The sequence below is a fragment of the Brachybacterium endophyticum genome, assembly GCF_003130585.1.
In the GTDB taxonomy this organism is placed as follows: Bacteria; Actinomycetota; Actinomycetes; order Actinomycetales; family Dermabacteraceae; genus Brachybacterium; species Brachybacterium endophyticum.
On sequence record NZ_QFKX01000008.1, the window covers coordinates 27,587 to 48,594 of the forward strand.

A 21,008-nucleotide genomic window follows, 5' to 3' on the forward strand; every position below is an offset into this window, starting at 1 on the left:
AATTCCCGCCCCGTCACGCTGCCGCCGCTCGTAGACTCGCGAGCATGCCCGCATCCCCGAGCGCACAGCGCTCCCGCACCGCCCTGGACGCCGTCGCCGACGAGTACGTCGAGCGCGCCGTCGCCGCCGACCCCTTCCTCGCCACCGAGCTCGGCATCCCCGGCCACGAGTCCGAGGTGACCGACTACTCCCCCGCCGCCGTCGCCGAGCGCACGGAGGACACCCGCCGCACCCTCGCCCGGCTCGAGGAGACGCCCGACGAGGACGCCGTGGACGCGGTCACCCGCGCCGCGATGCGCGAGCGCCTGGGGCTCGAGCTCGAGCTCGCCGAACAGCGCCTCGACGTCGCGGCCGTCAACAACCTCGCCTCGACCCTCCAGATCCGCGACGTCCTCGACCAGATGCCGGCGGAGACCGCCGAGGACTGGGACGTCATCGCCGAACGCCTCACGAGGTTCCCGCAGGCCCTGTCCGGCTGGGCGGAGTCGCTGCGCGAGGCCGCTGACCGCGGCGTGGTCGCCTCCCGTCGCCAGCTCGAGCTCGGTGCGACCCAGGCCCGCGGCTATGCCGAGGACTTCTTCCCCGCCTTCGCGAGCGAGGCCGTGGGCGAGCAGTCCCGGCGCGATGCGGTCGCAGCGGCCGCCGAGGAGGCCGCCCGCGGGTACCGCGAGATCGCCGACGTCCTCGACTCGCTCCGGGAGCGGGCACCGCAGTCCGATGCCGTGGGCCGGGAGCGCTATGCGCTCGCCTCCCGCGTGTTCCTGGGCGAGGAGGTCGATCTCGAGGAGACCTATGCGTGGGGCATCGACGAGCTGCGCGGGATCATCGCCGAGCAGGAGACGGTGGCGCGCCGACTCAACACGCACTACGGCAACGACGGGGGCTCCTCGATCGAGGCTGCTCGTGCCTCCCTGGACGCCGACCCCGCGCGGATCCTGCACGGCACCGACGCCCTGCAGGAATGGATGCAGGGGCTCTCCGACACCGCGCTGCGCGAGCTGGCGGGCAGCCACTTCGAGATCCCTGAGCCGCTGCGGCGCCTCGAGTGCAGGATCGCCCGCACCGGTTCGGGCGGCATCTACTACACCGGACCGAGCGAGGACTTCACGCGACCCGGCCGGATGTGGTGGGACGTGCCGCCGGAGAACACCGAGTTCCGCACCTGGACCGAGACCACGACCGTCTACCACGAGGGCGTCCCCGGCCATCACCTGCAGGTGGGCACCCAGACCCTGCAGGCGAGCACGCTGAACCGCTGGCGTGCCCTGATGTGCTGGGTCTCCGGCCACGGCGAGGGCTGGGCGCTGTACGCCGAGAAGCTCATGGACTCCCTGGGCTACCTCGAGGACGACGGCGACCGCCTCGGCATGCTCGACTCCCAGCGCATGCGCGCCGGCCGCGTGGTCCTGGACATCGGCCTGCACCTGCAGCTGCCGATGCCCACGGGTCTGCCGGGCGCGGACGGCGGCAGCTGGACGTACGAGACGGCCTGGGACTTCATGGCGCCGAACTGGGGTGCGAGCGAGGCCGAGCGCCGCTTCGAGCTGAACCGCTACACCGGCTGGCCCGGCCAGGCACCCTCCTACGCCGTGGGACGGCGCACCTGGGAGACGCTGCGCGGGGACCACGTCGCACCGGGCGAGGACCCGCGGGACTTCCACCGTCGCGCCCTCGAGCTGGGAAGCCTGCCGCTGTCCGTCCTGAAGGAGGCCCTCGCATGAGCACCCCCACCGATCCGATCACGCCCGCCGAGGAGCACGACGAGGAGTCCCTGCCCCTGCTGCTGCTCGCCTCCGCCTCCGCCGGCAGGCGCAGCACCCTCGAGCGCGCCGGCATCGAGTTCGACCAGGCGGCGGCCGACCTCGACGAGGAGGGCATCCTCCGGGCGGCCCGTGAGGCCGCCGAGGGTGAGCTGGAGCCCACCGAGGCGGTGCTGTTGCTGGCCCGTGAGAAGGCCCACGCCGTCGCCGACGCCTCCGAGGGTGGATACGTGGTGCTCGGCTGCGACTCGATGCTCGAGCTGGACGGCGAGGTGATCGGCAAGCCGCACACGCCCCAACTCGCCCGGGAGCGCTGGCGGGCGCTGCGCGGACGCACCGCCGTCCTGCACAGCGGGCACTGGCTCGTGGACGACCGCGACAGCGAGGACGAGGGCACGGGCGCGACCATCGGCGCGACCGCGAGCACCGAGGTCGTCTTCGCAGATCTCTCCGAGGACGAGATCGACGCGTACGTGGGCACCGGCGAGCCCCTCGGGGTGGCGGGCGCCTTCACGATCGACGGGCTCGGCGGCCCGTTCATCACCTCGGTGACGGGCGACCCGCACGCCGTCGTGGGTCTCAGCCTGCCGCTGCTGCGCGAGCTGCTCGGCCAGATCGGCATCGGCATCCACGAGCTCTGGCAGGACGCCTGAGCCGCACGATCGTGCGATCTCTCACCCCGCCGAGGCCGTCCACCTCGTGTCAGCGTGGCCTGCACGGTCGGGCTCTGCGGCGCGACGCGCGGGGCGGATTCGACGCGCGCGCACGCTGAACTACACTCGGACCCGTTCATCTCCCCCGGAAGGACCCGCCCCATGGCATCACGCAGCTCCCAGCACCGCCCCTTCGGATCGGTGCTCATCGCCAATCGCGGGGAGATCGCGGTGCGTGTGGCACGGGCGTGCAAGGACGCGGGACTGCGCTCGATCGCGGTCTACGCCGATCCCGATCGCGACGCCCTGCACACCACGGTGGCCGACGAGGCCTACGCCCTGGGCGGCGAGACCGCGGCGAACTCGTACCTCGTGGTCGACAAGCTGCTGGACATCGCCGAGCGCTCGGGCGCCGAGGCGGTCCACCCCGGGTACGGCTTCCTCTCCGAGAACGCCGAGTTCGCCCAGGCCGTGATCGACGCGGGCCTGGTGTGGATCGGCCCGCCGCCCTCGGCGATCGAGTCCCTGGGCGACAAGGTCTCGGCCCGTCACATCGCCGAGCGCGCCGGCGCTCCGCTGGTCGCCGGTACGAAGGATCCGGTCGCCGGCAGCGACGAGGTCGTCGCCTTCGCCCGCGAGCACGGGCTGCCGATCGCCATCAAGGCGGCCTTCGGCGGTGGCGGCCGCGGCCTCAAGGTCGCCCGTGAGGAGTCCGAGGTCCGCGAGCTGTTCGATTCCGCCGTGCGCGAGGCGGTCGCCGCCTTCGGTCGCGGCGAGTGCTTCGTCGAGAAGTACCTCGACTCCCCGCGCCACGTCGAGACGCAGTGCATCGCCGACATCCACGGCAACGTCCAGGTCGTCTCCACGCGCGACTGCTCCCTGCAGCGTCGCCACCAGAAGCTCGTCGAGGAGGCCCCCGCGCCCTTCCTCACCCGTGAGCAGAACGCCGAGCTGGTCGCGGCCTCGAAGTCGATCCTCTCGGAGGCCGGATACTACGGCGCCGGGACCTGCGAGTTTCTCGTCGGGACCGACGGCACGATCTCCTTCCTCGAGGTCAACACGCGCCTGCAGGTCGAGCACTGCGTGTCCGAGGAGGTCGCCGGGGTCGACCTGGTGCGCGAGCAGTTCCGCATCGCCGCCGGGGAGAAGATCTCCCAGGTCGACCCGATCCCGCGCGGCCACTCCTTCGAGTTCCGTCTGAACGGTGAGGACGCCGGCCGCGGCTTCCTGCCCTCCCCCGGCCCCGTGAAGGTGTTCTCGGCGCCGTCCGGCCCGGGAGTGCGCGTGGACTCCGGCGTCCGCGCAGGGGACGAGATCTCCGGCTCCTTCGACTCGATGCTCGGCAAGCTGATCGTCACCGGCGCCACCCGCCAGGAGGCGCTCGAGCGCTCGCGTCGTGCGCTGGACGAGTTCCGCATCGAGGGCCTGCCCACGGTGCTGCCGTTCCACCGCAAGGTCGTCACCGACCCCGCCTTCGCCCCCGAGGACCCCTCGACCCCCTTCGAGGTCCACACCCGCTGGATCGAGACCGAGTTCGACAACGACATCCCGCCGGCCGCGCTGCCCTCCCCGCCGGAGGAGCCGGAGGGCCGCGAGTCCGTGGTGGTCGAGGTCGACGGCCGACGCGTCGAGGTCAGCCTGCCCGCCTCGCTGCGCGCTCCCCAGATGCCGGCGCGTCAGCGCCGCAAGGTCGGCCAGCGCAGCACCGAGGGCGCCGCAACCGCCGGCGGCGGCGCGGTGACGGCCCCGATGCAGGGCACGATCGTCAAGCTCATGGTGGAGAACGGCCAGAGCGTCGCCGACGGCGACCTGGTGCTGGTCCTCGAGGCGATGAAGATGGAGCAGCCGATCACCGCGCACCGCTCGGGTGTCGTCTCGGGGCTCGACGCGGAGGTCGGCGCGACCGTCTCGGCCGGCGCCGTGCTCTGCCAGATCGAGGACTGAGACCCACCGTCCCGCCGGGTCGGCTTCCCTGAGCGCCTGCTCCCCGGGAACGCCACCCGGCGGAGCTGTGCTCGGGGGCTGCTACTCCTCCGCGGGCCTGCGGGCCGCCTCCGCGATCGACCCGGTCAACGAGGGGTACACGGTGAAGGCCGAGGCGAGGTCGTGGGCCGTCATCCTCTGGGCGACCGCGAGGGTGATGGGATGGATCAGCTCGCTCGCCCGCGGGGAGACCACGACGCCGCCCACCACGGTGCCCGATCCCGGGCGCACCACGAGCTTCACGAAGCCGTGGGCGAGGCCCTGCATCTTCGCGCGGGGGTTGGTGGCCAGGGGCAGCATGTGCACCTCGCCGTCGGCGCCCTCGGCCAGCTCGCGCGCGCCGACCCCGACCATCGCGATCTCCGGGCTCGTGAACACGGCCGAGGAGACCTGCTGGTGGATCAGGGGACTGACGGCCTCTCCGAGCGCATGGGCCATCGCGATCCGTCCCTGCATCGCGGCGACTGAGGCCAGCGGGTGCACCCCCGTGCAGTCCCCCGCCGCATAGACCCCGCGCAACGACGTCCGCGAGACCCGGTCGGTCTCGATGTGGCCGCTCGGACGCAGGCGCACGCCGGCCTCCTCGAGGCCCAGGTCGGCGGTCGCCGGGACCGCGCCGAGGGCCATCAGCACGTGGCTGCCGTGGATCTCCCGTCCGTCCTCGAGCATGACCACCACGCCCTCCTCGGCGCCCTCCCCGACCTGACGGGCCGCGGCGGCGCGGCTGCGCGACCACACGGAGATGCCGCGGCGGGCGAAGGCGTCCTCGAGCACCTCCGCCGCGTCCTCGTCGCTGCCCGGCAGCACTCGTTCGCGGGAGGACACCAGGGTGACCTCGCTGCCCAGCGCGCGGTAGGCGCTCGCGAACTCGGCCCCGGTGACCCCGGAGCCGACCACGATCAGATGCGAGGGCAGCTCCGCGAGGTCGTACAGCTGGGTCCAGGAGAGGATCCGCCGGCCGTCGGGCCTCCCCTCGGGCAGTTCCCGTGGGCGCGCGCCGACGGCGAGCAGCACGACGTCGGCGCGCAGGGTCTCCTGCTCACCGCCGCCCTCGGGGAGCAGCCTCACGTGGTCGGCGTCCAGCAGGTGGCCGCGGCCCTTGCGCACCTCCACACCGGCGGCGCGCAGCGAGGCGGTGACGTCGTGGGACTGGGCGTCGGCGAGGTCCCGCAGACGGGCGTTGACGCGCGCGAGGTCCACGGTCAGCGACTCCGCGACGGGCTCGCCGGCGTCCTCGGCGTCGCGGATGCCGAGCCCGGCGGAGGCCCCCACCTGGTCGAGGACGTCGGCCGTCGCGATCAGGCTCTTGGAAGGGACCACGTCGGTGAGCACGGCGGCCCCGCCGATGCCGTCGGCCTCGATCAGCGTGACGCGGGCGCCCTGGCGAGCGGCCGTCAGCGCGGCCTCGTACCCGCCGGGGCCGCCGCCGATGATCACCACCCGTGGCGCGTCCTCGTCGACCACGCGTCGCGACGGGTCCGGGGGCAGGGCGGTGCTCGGATCGGCCATCGGTCCATTGTGGCCCACGGACCGCCGTAGGCTTGGCCGCATGAGCGAACTCGACGTCGACCCCCACGCCGCCGCCCGCACGGCCGCCGAGAGGATCGCCGCCCTCAGCGGCATCGATCACCACGACATCGCCCTGGTCCTGGGCTCCGGGTGGGGAGGGGCCGCCGATCTGCTGGGCGAGACCGTCTGGGAGGCGCCCGCGACCGAGGTCCCCGGCTTCCGCGCCCCCGCTCTGGCGGGCCATGTCGGGACCCTGCGGTCGATCGCGATCGAGGGCACGGACACCCACGCCCTCGTGATCGGTGCGCGCACCCACTACTACGAGGGAGCCGGGGTGGAGGCCGTCGTGCACGGCGTGCGCACCGCCGCCGCGACGGGCGCGGGCACGATGGTGCTCACCAACGGCTGCGGCGGGATCGACGAGTCCTGGTCGCCCGGCACGCCCGTGCTGATCAGCGACCAGATCAACTTCACCGGGACGTCCCCGCTGCGCGGCGCCACCTTCGTGGACGTCACCGATCTGTACACCCCGCGCCTGAGGGAGATCGCCCGCGAGGTCGATCCGGAGCTCGCCGAGGGCGTCTACATGCAGTTCCGCGGCCCCAGCTACGAGACGCCTGCCGAGGTGCGCATGGCCCGGACGCTGGGCGCGACCCTGGTGGGCATGTCCACGGCCCTGGAGGCGATCGCCGCCCGCGAGGCGGGCATGGACGTCCTGGGGATCTCCCTGGTCACGAACCTCGCCGCGGGCATCAGTGCGACCCCGCTCAGCCACGAGGAGGTCGTCGAGGCGGGACGCGAGGCGGGCCCCCGCATCGCAGCCCTGCTGGCCCGCGTGGTCCGGAAGGTCGCCGAGGAGGCCGCATGATCCCCGAGCAGCTGCGCGAGCAGGCCCGGGCCTGGATCGAGGACGACCCCGACGCCGCGACCCGCACGGCGCTGACGGGCCTGCTCGACCAGGCCGCCGGCTCCGGCCCCGAGGCCGAGGAGGCCGCGGCGGAGCTGGAGGACGCCTTCGACGGCACGCTCGCCTTCGGCACCGCCGGACTGCGCGGGAGGATGGGGCCGGGATCGAACCGGATGAACCTGGCGGTCGTCTCCCGCGCCGCCCGCGGCCTGGCGGACTTCCTGCTCGGCGAGCTCGGGGGCGCAGGCACCGAGCAGGCGCCGCTGGTGGTGATCGGCCACGACGCCCGCCACAACTCCGCGGCCTTCGCTCTCGCCTCGGCGCAGATCATGACCGCCGCCGGCTGCCGGGTGGTCCTCACCGACGGCCACTGCCCCACCCCGCTGATCGCCTTCGCGACCCGCCACCTCGACGCCGACGCGGGCGTGGTCGTCACCGCCTCGCACAACCCGCCGGCCGACAACGGCTACAAGGTCTACCTGGGCGGTCGGGCGAGCGAGCCCGACGGCCGCGGTGTGCAGATCGTGCCGCCCTCGGATGCGCGGATCGCCGAGGCGATCGCGGCCGTCGGCCCCGTCCGGCAGATCCCCCGCAGCGAGGACGGCTGGGAGCTGATGGATCCCGCCGTGCCCGAGGCCTACCTCGACGCGATCGGCGACGTCGTGCTGCCCGATGCCCCGCGCGAGGTGCGGATCGTCCACACGGCGATGCACGGCGTGGGCGGGGCGACGGCGTTCGCGGCGCTGCACCGCAGCGGCTTCACCGACGTGCACGCGGTCGCCAAGCAGGCCGATCCGGATCCCGACTTCCCCACCGTCGCCTTCCCGAACCCCGAGGAGAAGGGGGCGATCGATCTCGCCCTCGAGCTCGCCCGCACCCTCGAGGCCGACGTGGTGATCGCCAACGATCCCGATGCCGACCGCTGCGCGGCCGCCGTGCACGACCCGCACCTGGGCGCCTGGCGGATGCTCAGCGGCGACGAGCTCGGCGTGCTGCTCGGGGCCCGACTGCTCCGCGCGCACGGCACCCGCGGCGTGTTCGCGAACTCCGTGGTCTCCTCGCGCTGGCTCTCCCGGATCGCCCGGGCCGAGGGCTGCCGGAGCGCGACCACCCTGACCGGCTTCAAGTGGATCGCGCGCACCCCGGGGATCGTGTTCGGCTACGAGGAGGCGATCGGTTACTGCGTGCTGCCCGACGTGGTGCGCGACAAGGACGGGCTGTCGACCGCCCTGCTGGTCGCCGAGCTCGCGGCCGACGCCAGGGCCCGCGGCCGCTCCCTCGTGGACGACCTCGACGACCTCGCGCGGGACACCGGCCTGTTCGCGACCTCCCAGCTGTCGATCCGGGTCCAGGACCTCGCCGACCGCGACGTGATGATGGCGCGCCTGCGCGAGCAGCCGCCGCTCTCCCTCGCGGACTCGGAGATCATCGAGGTGCAGGATCTCGCCGAGGGCTCGGTGGCGACCACCGGCCTCCCGCCCACGGACGGCGTGCTGCTCGCGACGAGCGACGACGCCCGCGTGATCGTGCGTCCCTCGGGCACCGAGCCGAAGCTCAAGTGCTACATCGAGGTCCATGAGGACGTCGTCGCCGACGCGGACCGGGCGGCGCTCGGCGAGATCCGTCTCGAGGCCTCGGCACATCTGGAGCAGATCACCGAGGAGATGCGCGCAGCGCTCACCGGGGCGTGAGCGCGGCACCCGGGGCGTCCCTCCGACTCAGTCGCCGCGCCGACGGTTCCAGAGCTGATGGGTGCGGCCGCTGGGCAGCGTGACCGACCGGATGTCGAAGTCCTCGGCCGAGGGGATGCCGTCCTCGAGGAGGCGGGTGCCCACGCCGATCGTGACGGGCACGATCACGAGGTGCATGGTGTCGACGAGATCGGCCGCGAGGAACTCCCGCACGGTGGTGGGCCCGCCACCGATCCGCACGTCCGCGCCCGGGGCCAGCTCGCGGGCGCGCCGCAGGGCTTCTTGCGGCGAGGCGTCGAGGAAGTGGAAGACGGTGCCGTTGTCGAACGCGATCGGCTCGCGCTCGTGATGGGTGAGGACGATGACCGGTGTGCGGAACGGCGGCTCCTCGCCCCACCAGCCGCGCCAGCCGTCCTCCGTCCAGGGACCCGACTGGGGACCGAACTTCCGTCTGCCCATGATCTCGACGCCGATGCCCTGGTCGAACATGCTCGCCATCGCGCCGTCGAAGGTGATGTCCTCGATGTTGCCGATGCCATGGATGGCGCGGCCGTCGTGGCCACGGGTGAGGGCCATCGCTTCCCCGAAGGGCTCCTCGAGCGTCACGTAGGTGCCCGCGGCGAACCCGTCGAGCGAGACGAACATGCCTTGCACCCGGGTCTTCGAGGTGGCGCCGGGATCGTTGACGGCCGTGTCTGTGTTCATGGATCGAGTATGGGGCTGCCGGCTGGTCCGCGGATGCTCTTTCCTGCGGCTTGGCGCCCGTCCTGGGGCCTCGCACCATCAAGGGGCCGGATCCGCACCGGGCCCGTCCACTGCACGGGCCCACGCCTGGGGGTCCGATCCCGCTCAGCGTCCGCGCGCAGCCACCCGGCCGAGCAGGCCTGCCGGGAGGAAGCGGGACGCGGCGACGATCGCGCGATAGCGACGGCTCGGCACCGAGACCGCCACGCCGCGAGCGACATCCCGCAGGGACTCCTCGACGACCCGGGGCGCATCGAGCCACATCCAGCCGGGGATGCCCTCCTTCCCCTTCGCCAGTCCCATCCGCGCGTGGAACTCCGTGTGGGTGAACCCCGGGCAGACCGCCGTGACGGTGACGCCGCGGGGACGGTAGCGGGCGTTGGCCCAGCGGGAGAAGCTGACCAGCCAGCCCTTGGAGGCGGCGTAGGTCGAGCGCGGGGTGAAGGCGGCGACCGAGGCGATGTTCAGGATCCTCCCCTCGCCCCGCTCGAGCATGAGCGGCAGCACCGCATGCATCAACCGCATCGGGACCTCGTCGTGCAGCCGCAGGTGGCGCACCTCGTCCTCGATGTCATTCCTCTCGAAGGCGAGCGGCAGTCCGAAGCCCGCGTTGTTGATCAGAGTGGACACGGGCCGTTCCTGGTCCGTCAGGCGCCCGACGACGCTCGCGACGCCGTCGTCCTGCGAGAGGTCGGCCGGGAGCGTCTCGACCGCCGCCGCCCCGAGTCGCGCGAGCTCGACGGAGAGCTCCTCGAGGGCCTCGGCGCGGCGGGCGACGAGGACGAGTCGCTCGCCACGACGTGCCAGAGCACGGGCGTACTGCGCGCCGAGGCCCGCGCTGGCCCCGGTGATCAGGGACGTGGTCGCCATCGGCCTGCCTCCTGCTGGTCCGCTCAGTAGCCGGAGCCGCCGGCCTGGCCCTCGAGCACGCCGCGCGATCCCGAGAGGCCGAGGCGGCTGGCGCCGGCGGCGACCATGGCCTCGGCGGCCTCGCGGGTGCGCACCCCGCCGGAGGCCTTCACGCCCAGGCGATCGCCGACCGTCCTGCGCATGAGGGCGACCGCGTGCTCGGTGGCGCCGCCCGCGGGGTGGAAGCCGGTGGAGGTCTTCACGAAATCGGCGCCGGCACGCTCGGCGGCCTCGCAGGCGCCGACGATCTGCTCGTCGCTCAACGCCGCGGACTCGATGATCACCTTGAGCACGACGGGCGCGGGCGCGGCATCGCGCACCTCCCGGATGTCGGCCTCGACGGCCTGGAAGTCCCCGGCGACGGCGAGGCCCACGTTGATGACCATGTCGACCTCGTCGGCCCCGCGTCGGACCGAGTCCGCGGCCTCGGCGGCCTTGATCTCGCTCTGGTGCTGGCCCGAGGGGAATCCGCACACGGTCGCGACCTTGACGCTGGTCTGCACGGGAAGCATCGAGGGCGAGACGCAGATCGAGTAGGTCCCGAGCTCCTCGGCCTCGCGCGCCAGGGCGTCGACGTCGGCCCGGGTGGCCTCGGGCTTGAGCAGGGTGTGGTCGATCATCGGGGCGAGCTGTGCGGCATCGAGGTTCGTCATGGGGGCGATTCTTCCACGTCGCGCCGCGTCGACTCGTGCATCGGCGGTGCCGTCGGCACCCGAGTGCAGGGTGTGCCCGGCGAGCCCCGGATGCTGCCGCCCTCCGCAGCGAGAGACCATCCCACCCAACCTGTGTACCTATACGATAGGTTGTGCCTGTTGCCCATCGAGGTGCACACCTGGTCCGGATCCGATCGCCGTCGCGCGGTCACCCGGAACCGGATCCCTCACCCGGGCACCCTGTCGCCCCTCCTGAGGAGATTCGTCGATGACGACGCCCGCACAGACCTCATCGCCCACGCACGCCACGATCCCGGCGCGCGTCGACCCCTACCGGGTGGACGGCTCGCAGATCACCGACCCGCCCCGCAGTTTCCGTGGGAAGCTGCGCTTCCTCGGTCCCGGCATGATCACCTCGGCCGCCGTGGTCGGCTCCGGTGAGCTGCTGACGGCCACCACGCTCGGCGCGCAGGTCGGCTTCATGCTGCTGTGGCTCGTGCTGGTCTCCACGTTCCTGAAGGTCTGGGTGCAGATCGAGCTCGCGCGCTGGTCGATCTCCACGGGCCGGGTCGCGATCGACGGCTACGACGACGTCCCGCCGAGGATCCTCCGGCGCGGGTGGATCTCCTGGCTCGTGCTGCTGATGTTCCTGCAGTTCTTCATCGGCCAGGCCGGCGTGATCAGTGCCTCCGCCTTCGCCTTCAGCTCGCTCCTGCCCATCGGCCCCGACCCGTACTCCCTGCTCTCCATCGGCGCCTGGGTCGCGATCCTCGTCGTCATCGCCGTCGGCATCCACGTCGTGAACCGCTACGCGGTCGTGGAGAACATCTCCACCGTCCTCGTCCTGGTCGTCACCGCCTTCGCGATCCTCATGCTCTTCCTGCTGAACGGCACCGAGTTCGCCTGGGGCGTCGGGGACCTCGCCGACGGCATGCGCTTCGAGATCGCCGCGGGCTCGGCGGGCGTGGCCCTCGCGATGTTCGGCATGACGGGCGTGGGCGCCGGGGAGACCACGGCCTACACCTACTGGGTGGTCGAGAAGGGGTACGCCGCATGGACCGGTGTCAACGACGGGTCCCAGGCGTGGATCGACCGCGCCCGCGGCTGGATCTCCGTGATGAAGGTCGACGTCTGGGTCTCGTGGCTGATCTACACCTGCTCCACGGCCGCCTTCTACATGCTGGGGGCCGCCGTGCTGCATCCGCAGGGGATCGTCCCCGAGGGCAACCAGGTGATGGTCACGATCTCCTCCATCTTCGACTCGACCGTGGGGACCTGGGGCGGGGTCGTCTTCCTGACGGGTGCGGGCCTCGCACTGTTCAAGACGATCCTCGCGAACGTCCCCAGCCTCGGCCGACAGGTCGGCCACACGCTCGCCGTCTTCGGCGCCTACGACTGGTCCGACCAGGCCGCCCGGGACCGCTGGCAGCGAGTCATCATGATCGTCCTCCCGGTCGGCTGGGGCCTGTTGGGCACGCTCGTCTCCTCACCCCTCACGCTGGTGGTGATCGCCGGCATCCTCAACGCGATCTTCCTGATCGGGGCGGCCATCGCGACCCTGTACCTCGCCCATGTCCAGACCGACCCCGCGATCCGCGACGGCCGGCCGACGTCCGTGATGCTGTGGATCTCAGCCGTCGCGATCATCCTGGTGGGCGTCAGCGGGTTGGTGACCTCGCTGTGAGCATCTCCGGTCCCGACCCCTCGACCCCCTCGTCCGGGGACACCTCCCCGGCCGGTCCGTCCTTCGCGTGGACGTACCTCGCGGCCGACGAGCCGGCCCCCGGGGACACCACGCTCGCCCGTGACTCCCTGGCCGCCCGCGTGCGTCAGGCCGTCCTCGATCTCATCGACACCGAGGGGCTCGGGGTCGGTGACGCCCTCCCCTCCACCGGCGTGCTCGCCGAGCGCTTCGGGGTCTCGCGCACCGTCGTCCGCGAGGCCCTCAGCGCCCTCGCCGCACTCGGCATCATCGAGATCTCCAACGGCCGCAGCGCGACGGTGCGCGCCCCCGATCCCACTCTGGTGCGGTTCTACCTCACGCGCGCCCTCCGGGAATCCCCCGGCGGCAGCTTCCGCGCACTCATGGACCTGCGCGCTCCGCTCGAGGGGCGCGCGGCCCGCCTGGCCGCCTCGGCGCTCGCCCCCGAGGAGCGCCGAGCGGACAGGGACGCGCTGCGGGCGCTGCTGGAGGAGATGGGCGATGCCCTCGAGGACCCGAGCCGCTACCCGCAGCTCGACCTGCACCTGCACCGGGAGATCGCCCGCCTCAGCGGCAACGGCGCTCTGCACGGGATCCTCGAGGCGGTGAGCCCTCCCCTGTTCCGGGCGATGCGCGACCTGCGCGTCGCCCGTCACTCCCGAGGACTGATGGGCGCCGAGCACGCCGAGCACGTCCGCATCGTCGGCGCGATCCTGGAGGGCGATCCCGATGCGGCCGAACGGGCGATGGACGAGCACATGGACGCCGTGGCGGCGCTGGATTCGTCGACGTTCCCCGGCTCCGCCCTCCCGCCCCGGTGACCTGATCGAGGAGGGCGATCCCCTAGACTCGGACCCCATGACCGACCCCGCAGCGCTCGCTTCCCCGCCCCGCCGGATCGTCCTGGTGGCCGGCCCCTCCGGGAGCGGCAAGGGAGTCATGACGCAGCGCAGCGGGCTCCCCCTGGTTCCGCTGGACGAGTTCTACCGCGACGGCGACGACACCTCCCTCCCCCACCGCTTCGGGATCGTCGACTGGGACGACCCGGCCTCCTGGAACGTCGGCGCCGCCCTCGAGGCCCTCACGGCCCTCGCCCACGCGGGCGCAGCCGAGATCCCCGAGTACTCGATCTCCCTCTCGCGTCGCACCGGGACCCGGTCGATCACCCTCGAGCCCTTCGACGCAGCCCCGCTGATCGTCGCGGAGGGCATCTTCGCTGCCGAGCTGATCGCGCCTCTGCGCGAGGCGGGCCTGCTGGCCGACGCCCTCGTCGTCGATCGTCCCGCCCCGCTCGTGTTCGGGCTGCGGCTCGCGCGCGACCTCTCCCAGTCCCGCAAGCCGCCACTGACCCTGGTCCGGCGCGGCTGGGGGCTCGCGCGCGACCAGCGCGGCGACGTGGCCCGCTGGTGCGATGCCGGGATGCAGCAGGTGGGCCTGCGCGAAGGCGTCATCCGGCTGAAGGGCCTCGCCGACACCGCCCGTGCCGAGGCACGCCATCGGGCGGGGACCGGATCGACCGATTCCTCTGCCGCCGCTCCCCTGGATCACGAGGCGGGCCGCCCGGAGCAGACGGCGAAGGTCCCGGCGGTGCTGACGATCGCCGCGGTCTGCTTCCTGCGCGAGGGCCCCACGGGCCTCGAGCTGTTCGCCGTGCGCAAGCGGGACACCGAGTCCTTCATGCAGGCCGGCGGGAAGCTCGAACCCGGCGAGAGCGCCCGGGAGGCCGCAGTGCGCGAGGTCATCGAGGAGCTCGACGTGGTCCTCGAGGAGGACGACCTCGAGCTGCTCGGCGAGTTCGAGGCACCCGCGGCGAACGAGGACTCCACGATCGTGCGGGCGAGCGTGTTCGTCGCGCCCTCGGACTCCCTGCCCCGCGACGTCGCCGTGCAGGCCGAACTCGAGGACTGCCGCTGGTTCCCCCTCGAGGAGGACCACACGGACGTGCGGCTCGCGCCGCTGATGACCGACCACATCGTCCCGCGGCTGCGGGAGCTGCTGAGCTGACCCCGCCGGGCCGACCCCGCCGGGCCGACCCCGCCCCGGCGCTCCTGCCTTCCGGCGCTTCGGTCCTCCGGCGATCCGGTGACCTGACCCCGTTCCGCGATCCGGTCAGGCGATCCGGTCCAGGACGATGCTGCGCTGGCGCTCGGCGGCGTCCGCCCGGATGGTCCAGGCCCCGTCGATGGACTCCACGGCGCGCTCGAAGCGGTCCGGGGTGTCGGTGTGCAGGGTCGCCAGAACGTCGCCCGCGTGCACCGTCTCCCCCACCACCCGGTGCAGCTCCACGCCCGCGCCGGCCTGCACGGCCTCGCCCGGACGCGACCGGCCGGCCCCGAGCCGCCAGCCCGCCACCCCCACCTGGAGGGCGTCCAGGGCGGTGACGACCCCGTCGGCCTCGGCGCGGATCTCCTGGGTGTGGGCGGCGATCGGCAGCGGGGCGTCGGGATCCCCGCCCTGGGCGCGGATCATCTCCTTCCAGGTGTCCATGGCGCGGCCGTCGGCGAGCGCGGCCTCGACGTCGACGTCCTTCTTCCCGGCGGCGGCGAGCATCTCGCGCGCCAGGGCGGTGGTCAGCTCGACGATGTCGGCGGGCCCGCCGCCGGCGAGGACCTCGACACTCTCGCGCACCTCCAGGGCGTTGCCGACGGTGCGTCCCAACGGGGTCGACATGTCGGTGAGCAGGGCGACCGTGGTCACGCCGGCGTCGGTGCCGAGGTCGACCATGGTGCGGGCGAGCTCGCGGGCGTCGGCCTCCTCGCGCATGAAGGCGCCGGCACCGGTCTTGACGTCCAGGACCAGCGCGGCCGTGCCCTCGGCGATCTTCTTGCTCATGATGGAGCTGGCGATCAGCGGGATCGCCTCGACGGTGCCGGTGACGTCGCGCAGGGCGTAGAGCTTCTTGTCGGCCGGGGCGAGACCGGAACCGGCGGCGCAGACGACGGCGCCCACGTCCTCCAGCTGGGACATCATCTCGGCGTTGGAGAGGTCGGCCCGCCACCCCGGGATCGACTCGAGTTTGTCGAGGGTGCCGCCGGTGTGGCCGAGGCCGCGTCCGGAGAGCTGTGGGACGGCCACCCCGAAGCTCGCCACCAGGGGCGCGAGGGGCAGCGTGATCTTGTCGCCGACGCCGCCGGTGGAGTGCTTGTCGGTGGTGGGCTTGGACAGGGCCGCGAAGTCCATGCGCTCCCCGGAGGCGATCATGGCGCTGGTCCAGCGGGCGATCTCGCGGCGCTCCATGCCGTTGAGGAAGATCGCCATGGCGAGCGCGGCCATCTGCTCCTCGGCGACGACCCCGCGCGTGTAGGCGTCGATCACCCAGTCGATCTTCTCGTCGCTGAGGTGCTCGCCGTCGCGCTTGGAGCGGATGACGTCGATGGCGTCGTAGGCCTCTGCCATGGTGTGACTCCTGTTCGGTGGGACGATTCTCGCCGTGGGATCGCAGCGTGCGGGCATCCGGCCCCCGGCGGGTCAGGGGCATCCGGCCCCGGCGGTCAGGTCTCCAGGTCGGCGGGGCCGAACGCCTGCGGCAGCAGTCCGTCGAGGTCGAGCACGCCCTGCGGGCTGAGCATCGTGAAGCCCGGGCCGGCGTGCTCGGAGAGCAGCTGGCGGCAGCGGCCGCAGGGCATGATCACCGCGCGACGGTCCGCGGGGTCGCCGTCCGGCGCCCCGACGCACACGAAGGAGCGCAGCCGGCCGCCGCCTCCGGCGATCAGGTCGCTGACCAGCCCGCACTCGGCGCACAGCGTGACGCCGTAGCCGGCGTTCTCGACGTTGCAGCCGACGACCAGGCGACCGTCCTCGGTGTAGCCGGCGGCTCCCACCCGGAAGTGGGAGTAGGGGCAGTAGGAGCGGTCCGCGATCGTGCGCGCGGCGGCGGTCAGCTCGTCGAACTCCGATGCGCTCGCTGTGCTCGTCATGGCCTCACTGTTTCACGTAGGGGACGCCGTCTGCCGCGGGAACCCGCACGCGCCCCACCACGCCCGCGACCGCGAACAGGGTCACGATGTACGGGAGCATGAGCAGGAACTGGCTGGGGATCCCCGCGCCGGTGCCCGAGGGCAGGGAGGAGAGGTTCAGCTGCAGCGCGTCGGCGAAGGCGAACAGCAGCGCCGCGAGCAGCGCCCCTACCGGGTGGTAGCGGCCCAGGATCATCGCGGCCAGGGCGATGTACCCCTTGCCGGCGCTCATCTCCTCGCCGAAGGCGACGCCGGTGCCGATGGTCAGGGTCGCCCCGCCCAGACCCGCGACGGCGGAGCCCAGCAGCACGTTGGACCAGCGGGTGCGGCCGACGTCGATCCCGACGGTGTCCGCGGCCCTCGGGTGCTCGCCCACGGCTCGCACCCGCAGGCCCCAGCGGGTGCGGAACAGGGCGACGGTGAGCGCGGCGACGATGATCCACATCAGATAGACCAGCACCGTCTGCTCGAACAGGACCCGGCCGACGATCGGGATGTCGGCGAGCAGCGGGATCCGGATCGTCGGCAGTCGCAGCGGCCGGTTGAACAGCCCGGGGTTCTGCTTCATGACGGTGCCGAAGAAGAAGCTCGTCAGCCCGATCGCGAACACGTTCAGGACCACGCCCACGATGATCTGCTGGACCTGGTAGCCGATCGCGAACAGGGCCAGTAGGGCGCCGATCACGAGCGCCATCACCGGGGCGGCGAGGAGCCCCGCCCAGGCGCTGCCGGTGACGGAGCCGACAAGGACGGCGCCGAAGGCGCCGAACAGCAGCTGGCCCTCGATCGCGATGTTGATGACGCCCGCGCGCTCGGAGAGCACGCCCGAGAGCGCCCCGAAGGCGAGGGGCACGGCGAGCAGCATCATGGTCTGGAGGAGTCCGCCGAGGTCGACGACCGCTCCCTTGTAGGCCCAGGTGAGGAACGAGAGCACCCACAGCACACCGAAGAGCACGAGCAGGGTGATGCGGGCGCGTCCGCCCGGCATCCGTCCAGCCGCGGCGCGCACCCAGAGCAGGACGGCGACGGCGAGCGCGAGCAGCGCCAGGACGATCGCCGCGACGCGCGTGGGCACCGGGACGTCGCCGGGGATGATCCCGCCGGGGTTGACGTCCCCCGGTGCGGCGATGCGGTAGCCGGTCTGGGCCCCGCCGGGCGCGAGCACCCCGAAGACGAGGACCGCGAGCACGGCGAGGACGCTCAGCACGGTGGGCAGCAGCCACCAGCGGCGGGGTCGTTCCGGGCGCGCCGTGGCCGCGGTCGCTGCCGGCCCCTGGGGTGCGGTGGGGCGCTCGATCGTGGTCATCGCTCCTGCCCTCCTCTCGTGGTGTCCTCGTCCGTCGGCGCCGCCGTGTGCTGCCCGCTCGCTCCGGGCGGGCCGGCGTCGTCCGGCGGGGTCTCGGCGACCGGCTCGCCGTCGCCCTCATCGGCGGTCCCCGCCGACTCGGGCTCCGTGGTCACAGCGCGGCGACGGGCCGCTCGGACCCGGGTCGCCCGGCCGGGCTGGTCGATCCGGCGCAGGCCCACCAGGAAGCGCACGAGCGGCGGGGCGGCGATGAACAGCACGACGAGGGCCTGGATGACCTGCACGAGGTCGATCGGGACGCCCTGCGAGGTCTCCATGAAGCGCCCGCCCGTGGACAGCGCTGCGAACAGGATGCCCGCGAGCAGGATGCCGATCGGCCCGGAGCGCCCCAGCAGGGCGACGGTGATGGCGTCGAAGCCGATGGACCCGGCGATCGAGCCGGTCAGTCGATGCTCGGTGCCCAGCACGTGCACGGCCCCGGCGAGGCCCACGAGCGCTCCGGCGACGACCATGACGCCGACCGCGCTGCGGCCCACGTCAATGCCCGCGACCTCCGCGGCGCGGGGGTTGGATCCCACGGCGCGGAAGCGGAAACCGATCGTCGAGCGGCTCATCAGCCACCACAGGAACACGATCGCGAGCAGGGCGATCAGCAGCCCGAGGTTCAGCCGGAACTGGCTGCCGGCGATCAGCGGCAGACGGGCGCTGGAGAGCACGGAGGGCGAGGTCGGCTGTGACTTGTTCGAGCCGGTGAACGCCGTCGTCGTCAGCGCGAAGGCGAGGCCGTAGGTCGCGATCCAGTTGAGCATGATCGTCGAGATCACCTCGCTGGAGCCGAAGCGGGCCTTGAGGAAGCCGGCGATGCCGCCGTAGAGGCCACCCGCCACGATCCCCACCACGAGGCAGACCAGCAGGTGGAGGACGGGCGGGAGCGGCACGGCGAAACCGACGTAGCCGGCCGCGGCGGCCCCCACGATCAGCTGTCCGGTGCCGCCGATGTTGAACAGGCCCGAGCGGAAGGAGACGGCCATGCCGACCGAGGCGATGATCAGCGGGGTCGCGACCGTCAGGGTCTCCAGCAGCGGCTTGATGCCGCGGGCCAGCGCGGGCAGCAGCACGTAGGTTCCCGAGCCGCCGCGCTCGCGCAGGTCGTCGGCGACGCGGGAGGCCGCCTGGTAGTCGAAGATCGAGCCGCGGAACATCGCCGCGTAGGCCTCGCTGATCGCGCTCCACCCGGCGCTGAAGGTGTCCGAGGGGCGGGCGAAGAAGTAGCCCACGGCCGTGCGCAGCTCCGCGTCCGAGACCAGGATCAGGATCGACCCCACGACGAAGGCGAAGACGAACGCCAGCACGACCACGAACACGTTGCCGCGGGCGATGCGCTGGGCGAGCCCGGGGCCGGAGACCGCATCCGGGGTCTCCCCCGGCGTGCCGGGATCGCCGGGCTGCACCGCGGTGCCGGGGGCGACGGGGCGGACCTCGCCGTCGATGCTCGCGCTCATGCGATCTCTCCTTCGTCCACGAGCTGGGAGTCGGTGGTGCGGGCGCCCGCGGCCACGGCCTCCCGTGCCGCCTCGACGGTGTAGCCGGCCATCATCAGGCCCAGCACGTCGCGGTCCTCGTCGGCCGGGACCACGCCGAGGATCGCGCCGCGGTACATCACGGCGATGCGGTCGGCGAGCTGGATGACCTCGTCGAGCTCGGTCGAGACGATGACGACGGGTGTGCCCTTGTCGCGCTCGGCGATGATCCGCCGGTGCAGGAACTCGATCGACCCCACGTCGACGCCGCGCGTGGGCTGGGAGGCGATGAACAGGGACAGGTCGCGTCCCAGTGCCCTCGCCATCACGACCTTCTGCTGGTTGCCGCCCGAGAGGGTGGAGACGGGGTCGTCGATGGATCCGGTGCGCACGTCGTACTCGCCGACCTCACGGGTGGCACGCTCGCGGATCGCCGCGGGGTGCAGCACGGGCCCGCTGCCGTAGGGCGCTCGGTGGTGCTGGTCGAGCACGAGGTTCTCGGCGACGGAGAAATCGGCGACCAGGGCGTCGTGGGTGCGGTCCTCGGGGACGAAGCCCACACCGGCGTCGAGGATCTGACGGGTGGATCGGCCCACGAGCTCCTGGCCTCCCAGGCGGACGGAGCCGCGGACGTCCTTCTGCAGGCCGAGCAGTGCCTCGGTGAGCTCGGTCTGCCCGTTGCCCTGGACCCCGGCGACGCCGAGCACCTCCCCTTCTGCGACGTCGAGGTCGACCCCGTCCAGCACGGCCGTTCCGGCGGCGTCCTCGAGGCTGAGCCCCCGCACGCTCAGGGCGATCTCTCCCGGCGCGGCGGGCTCCTTGGCGAGGGAGAGCTCGACGGCGCGGCCGACCATCAGGGAGGCGAGCTCGGTCTGGTCGGTCGACGGATCGGCCGTGCCCACGACCTTCCCGCGACGGATCACGGTGATCCGGTCGGAGACGGCCTTGACCTCGCGCAGCTTGTGGGTGATGAAGACGATCGAGGTGCCCTCGTCGCGCAGCTGGCGCATGATGTCCATCAGCTCGTCGGTCTCGTGCGGGGTGAGCACGGCCGTGGGCTCGTCCAGCACCAGCACCTCGGCGCGGCGGGAGAGCGCCTTGATGATCTCCACGCGCTGCTGGGCTCCCACCGGGAGGTCCTCGACCACGGCGTCGGGATCCAGGTCGAAGCCGAACCGCGAGGAGATCTCGCGGACCGTGCGCCGGGCGCTCGCGAGATCGAGCAGACCGCCCGAGGTGGGCTCGTGGCCGAGCACGACGTTCTCGGCGACAGTGAAGGGCGGGACCAGCATGAAGTGCTGATGGACCATGCCGATGCCGGCGCGCATCGCGTCGCCCGGTCCGCCGAAGCGCGCGGGGCGACCGTCCAGCAGGATCTCGCCGCCGTCGGGACGGTAGAGCCCGTACAGCACGTTCATCAATGTCGACTTGCCGGCGCCGTTCTCGCCCAGCAGGCTGTGGATCTCTCCTGGCTCGACCACGAGTTCGATCGAATCATTGGCCACGAAGGTGCCGAAGACCTTCGTGATCCCTCTGAGCTCGAGCTTCACGCCTGCTCTTCTCCTGGTGGGGCGGGTGGGTGGGCCCGTGCGGGCCTGCGCGGCCGACGTCCGCGACGGCGGCGAGGTGACGGCCCCGTCGCGACCGGAGGGTGCAGCGGTGCACCGGTCCGGCCGGCGGGGCCGTCGGATCCTGGGCGAGGGACCGAGGGTCCC

At 72.7% G+C, this 21,008-nt stretch carries 17 protein-coding genes; 8 read left to right on the forward strand and 9 right to left on the reverse strand.

What is annotated here, in order from left to right; all coding sequences use genetic code 11:
• The first annotated feature begins 44 nt into the window (after window positions 1–44).
• From DEO23_RS15310 to DEO23_RS15320, 3 genes are all read left to right on the forward strand, one after another.
• Entirely contained in the window at window positions 45–1,721 is a 1,677-nt protein-coding gene (locus DEO23_RS15310) for a DUF885 domain-containing protein (protein ID WP_109276902.1), read from the forward strand.
• The gene (locus tag DEO23_RS15315) at window positions 1,718–2,413 is read left to right on the forward strand and encodes a Maf family protein (RefSeq protein WP_109276903.1); all 696 of its coding nucleotides are present in this window, start codon (window positions 1,718–1,720) and stop codon (window positions 2,411–2,413) included. Before DEO23_RS15310 ends, DEO23_RS15315 begins: the two co-directional genes overlap by 4 nt.
• A gap of 162 nt (window positions 2,414–2,575) precedes the next feature.
• Window positions 2,576–4,357, forward strand: coding sequence for an acetyl/propionyl/methylcrotonyl-CoA carboxylase subunit alpha (locus DEO23_RS15320; RefSeq protein WP_109276904.1), 1,782 nt, complete (start codon window positions 2,576–2,578; stop codon window positions 4,355–4,357).
• A gap of 81 nt (window positions 4,358–4,438) precedes the next feature.
• Here DEO23_RS15320 and DEO23_RS15325 read toward each other — a convergent pair whose 3' ends face one another.
• Window positions 4,439–5,905 carry an NAD(P)H-quinone dehydrogenase gene (locus DEO23_RS15325; RefSeq protein WP_109276905.1) on the reverse strand — a complete coding sequence of 489 codons (1,467 nt, stop codon included), beginning with the start codon at window positions 5,903–5,905 and terminating at the stop codon, window positions 4,439–4,441.
• 40 nt (window positions 5,906–5,945) lie between these two features.
• Between DEO23_RS15325 and DEO23_RS15330 the strand changes: the two genes are divergently transcribed.
• The gene (locus DEO23_RS15330) at window positions 5,946–6,773 is read left to right on the forward strand and encodes a purine-nucleoside phosphorylase (RefSeq protein ID WP_109276906.1); all 828 of its coding nucleotides are present in this window, start codon (window positions 5,946–5,948) and stop codon (window positions 6,771–6,773) included.
• The gene (locus DEO23_RS15335; protein ID WP_109276907.1) at window positions 6,770–8,503 is read left to right on the forward strand and encodes a phospho-sugar mutase; all 1,734 of its coding nucleotides are present in this window, start codon (window positions 6,770–6,772) and stop codon (window positions 8,501–8,503) included. The genes DEO23_RS15330 and DEO23_RS15335 overlap by 4 nt, the downstream gene beginning before the upstream one ends.
• Window positions 8,504–8,530: 27 nt before the next feature.
• Here DEO23_RS15335 and DEO23_RS15340 read toward each other — a convergent pair whose 3' ends face one another.
• The 3 genes from DEO23_RS15340 to deoC form a co-directional block, all read right to left on the reverse strand.
• A complete protein-coding gene (locus DEO23_RS15340; RefSeq protein WP_205678999.1) occupies window positions 8,531–9,208 on the reverse strand; it encodes a dihydrofolate reductase family protein in 678 nt (225 codons plus the stop codon).
• Window positions 9,209–9,352: 144 nt separating this feature from the next.
• Window positions 9,353–10,117 (reverse strand): SDR family NAD(P)-dependent oxidoreductase, encoded by a 765-nt coding sequence (locus tag DEO23_RS15345; RefSeq protein ID WP_109276908.1) that lies wholly within the window; start codon window positions 10,115–10,117, stop codon window positions 9,353–9,355.
• Between the two features lie 23 nt (window positions 10,118–10,140).
• Complete coding sequence (gene deoC, locus DEO23_RS15350; RefSeq protein WP_109276909.1) at window positions 10,141–10,809, reverse strand: deoxyribose-phosphate aldolase; 669 nt, start codon at window positions 10,807–10,809, stop codon at window positions 10,141–10,143.
• Window positions 10,810–11,077: 268 nt separating this feature from the next.
• Here deoC and DEO23_RS15355 point away from each other — a divergent pair, with 268 nt between their 5' ends.
• The 3 genes from DEO23_RS15355 to DEO23_RS15365 are packed head-to-tail and all read left to right on the forward strand — an operon-like array spanning window position 11,078 to window position 14,515.
• A complete protein-coding gene (locus DEO23_RS15355) occupies window positions 11,078–12,493 on the forward strand; it encodes an Nramp family divalent metal transporter (RefSeq protein ID WP_109276910.1) in 1,416 nt (471 codons plus the stop codon).
• The gene (locus tag DEO23_RS15360) at window positions 12,490–13,332 is read left to right on the forward strand and encodes a FadR/GntR family transcriptional regulator (protein ID WP_165831877.1); all 843 of its coding nucleotides are present in this window, start codon (window positions 12,490–12,492) and stop codon (window positions 13,330–13,332) included. The genes DEO23_RS15355 and DEO23_RS15360 overlap by 4 nt, the downstream gene beginning before the upstream one ends.
• A gap of 37 nt (window positions 13,333–13,369) precedes the next feature.
• Window positions 13,370–14,515 (forward strand): NUDIX domain-containing protein, encoded by a 1,146-nt coding sequence (locus DEO23_RS15365; RefSeq protein ID WP_109276912.1) that lies wholly within the window; start codon window positions 13,370–13,372, stop codon window positions 14,513–14,515.
• 105 nt (window positions 14,516–14,620) lie between these two features.
• Here DEO23_RS15365 and DEO23_RS15370 read toward each other — a convergent pair whose 3' ends face one another.
• The 5 genes from DEO23_RS15370 to DEO23_RS15390 all read right to left on the reverse strand — a co-directional run bounded on the left by DEO23_RS15370 (window position 14,621) and on the right by DEO23_RS15390 (window position 20,843).
• Window positions 14,621–15,907: a thymidine phosphorylase gene (locus DEO23_RS15370; RefSeq protein WP_109276913.1), complete on the reverse strand. Its 1,287-nt coding sequence runs from the start codon at window positions 15,905–15,907 to the stop codon at window positions 14,621–14,623.
• Between the two features lie 95 nt (window positions 15,908–16,002).
• Window positions 16,003–16,428: a cytidine deaminase gene (locus DEO23_RS15375; RefSeq protein WP_109276914.1), complete on the reverse strand. Its 426-nt coding sequence runs from the start codon at window positions 16,426–16,428 to the stop codon at window positions 16,003–16,005.
• A 4-nt stretch (window positions 16,429–16,432) separates the two neighbouring features.
• Complete coding sequence (locus DEO23_RS15380) at window positions 16,433–17,773, reverse strand: ABC transporter permease (RefSeq protein WP_109276915.1); 1,341 nt, start codon at window positions 17,771–17,773, stop codon at window positions 16,433–16,435.
• Window positions 17,770–19,275 (reverse strand): ABC transporter permease, encoded by a 1,506-nt coding sequence (locus DEO23_RS15385; RefSeq protein ID WP_109276916.1) that lies wholly within the window; start codon window positions 19,273–19,275, stop codon window positions 17,770–17,772. Before DEO23_RS15385 ends, DEO23_RS15380 begins: the two co-directional genes overlap by 4 nt.
• Complete coding sequence (locus DEO23_RS15390) at window positions 19,272–20,843, reverse strand: ABC transporter ATP-binding protein (RefSeq protein ID WP_109276917.1); 1,572 nt, start codon at window positions 20,841–20,843, stop codon at window positions 19,272–19,274. Before DEO23_RS15390 ends, DEO23_RS15385 begins: the two co-directional genes overlap by 4 nt.
• Window positions 20,844–21,008 lie beyond the last annotated feature (165 nt).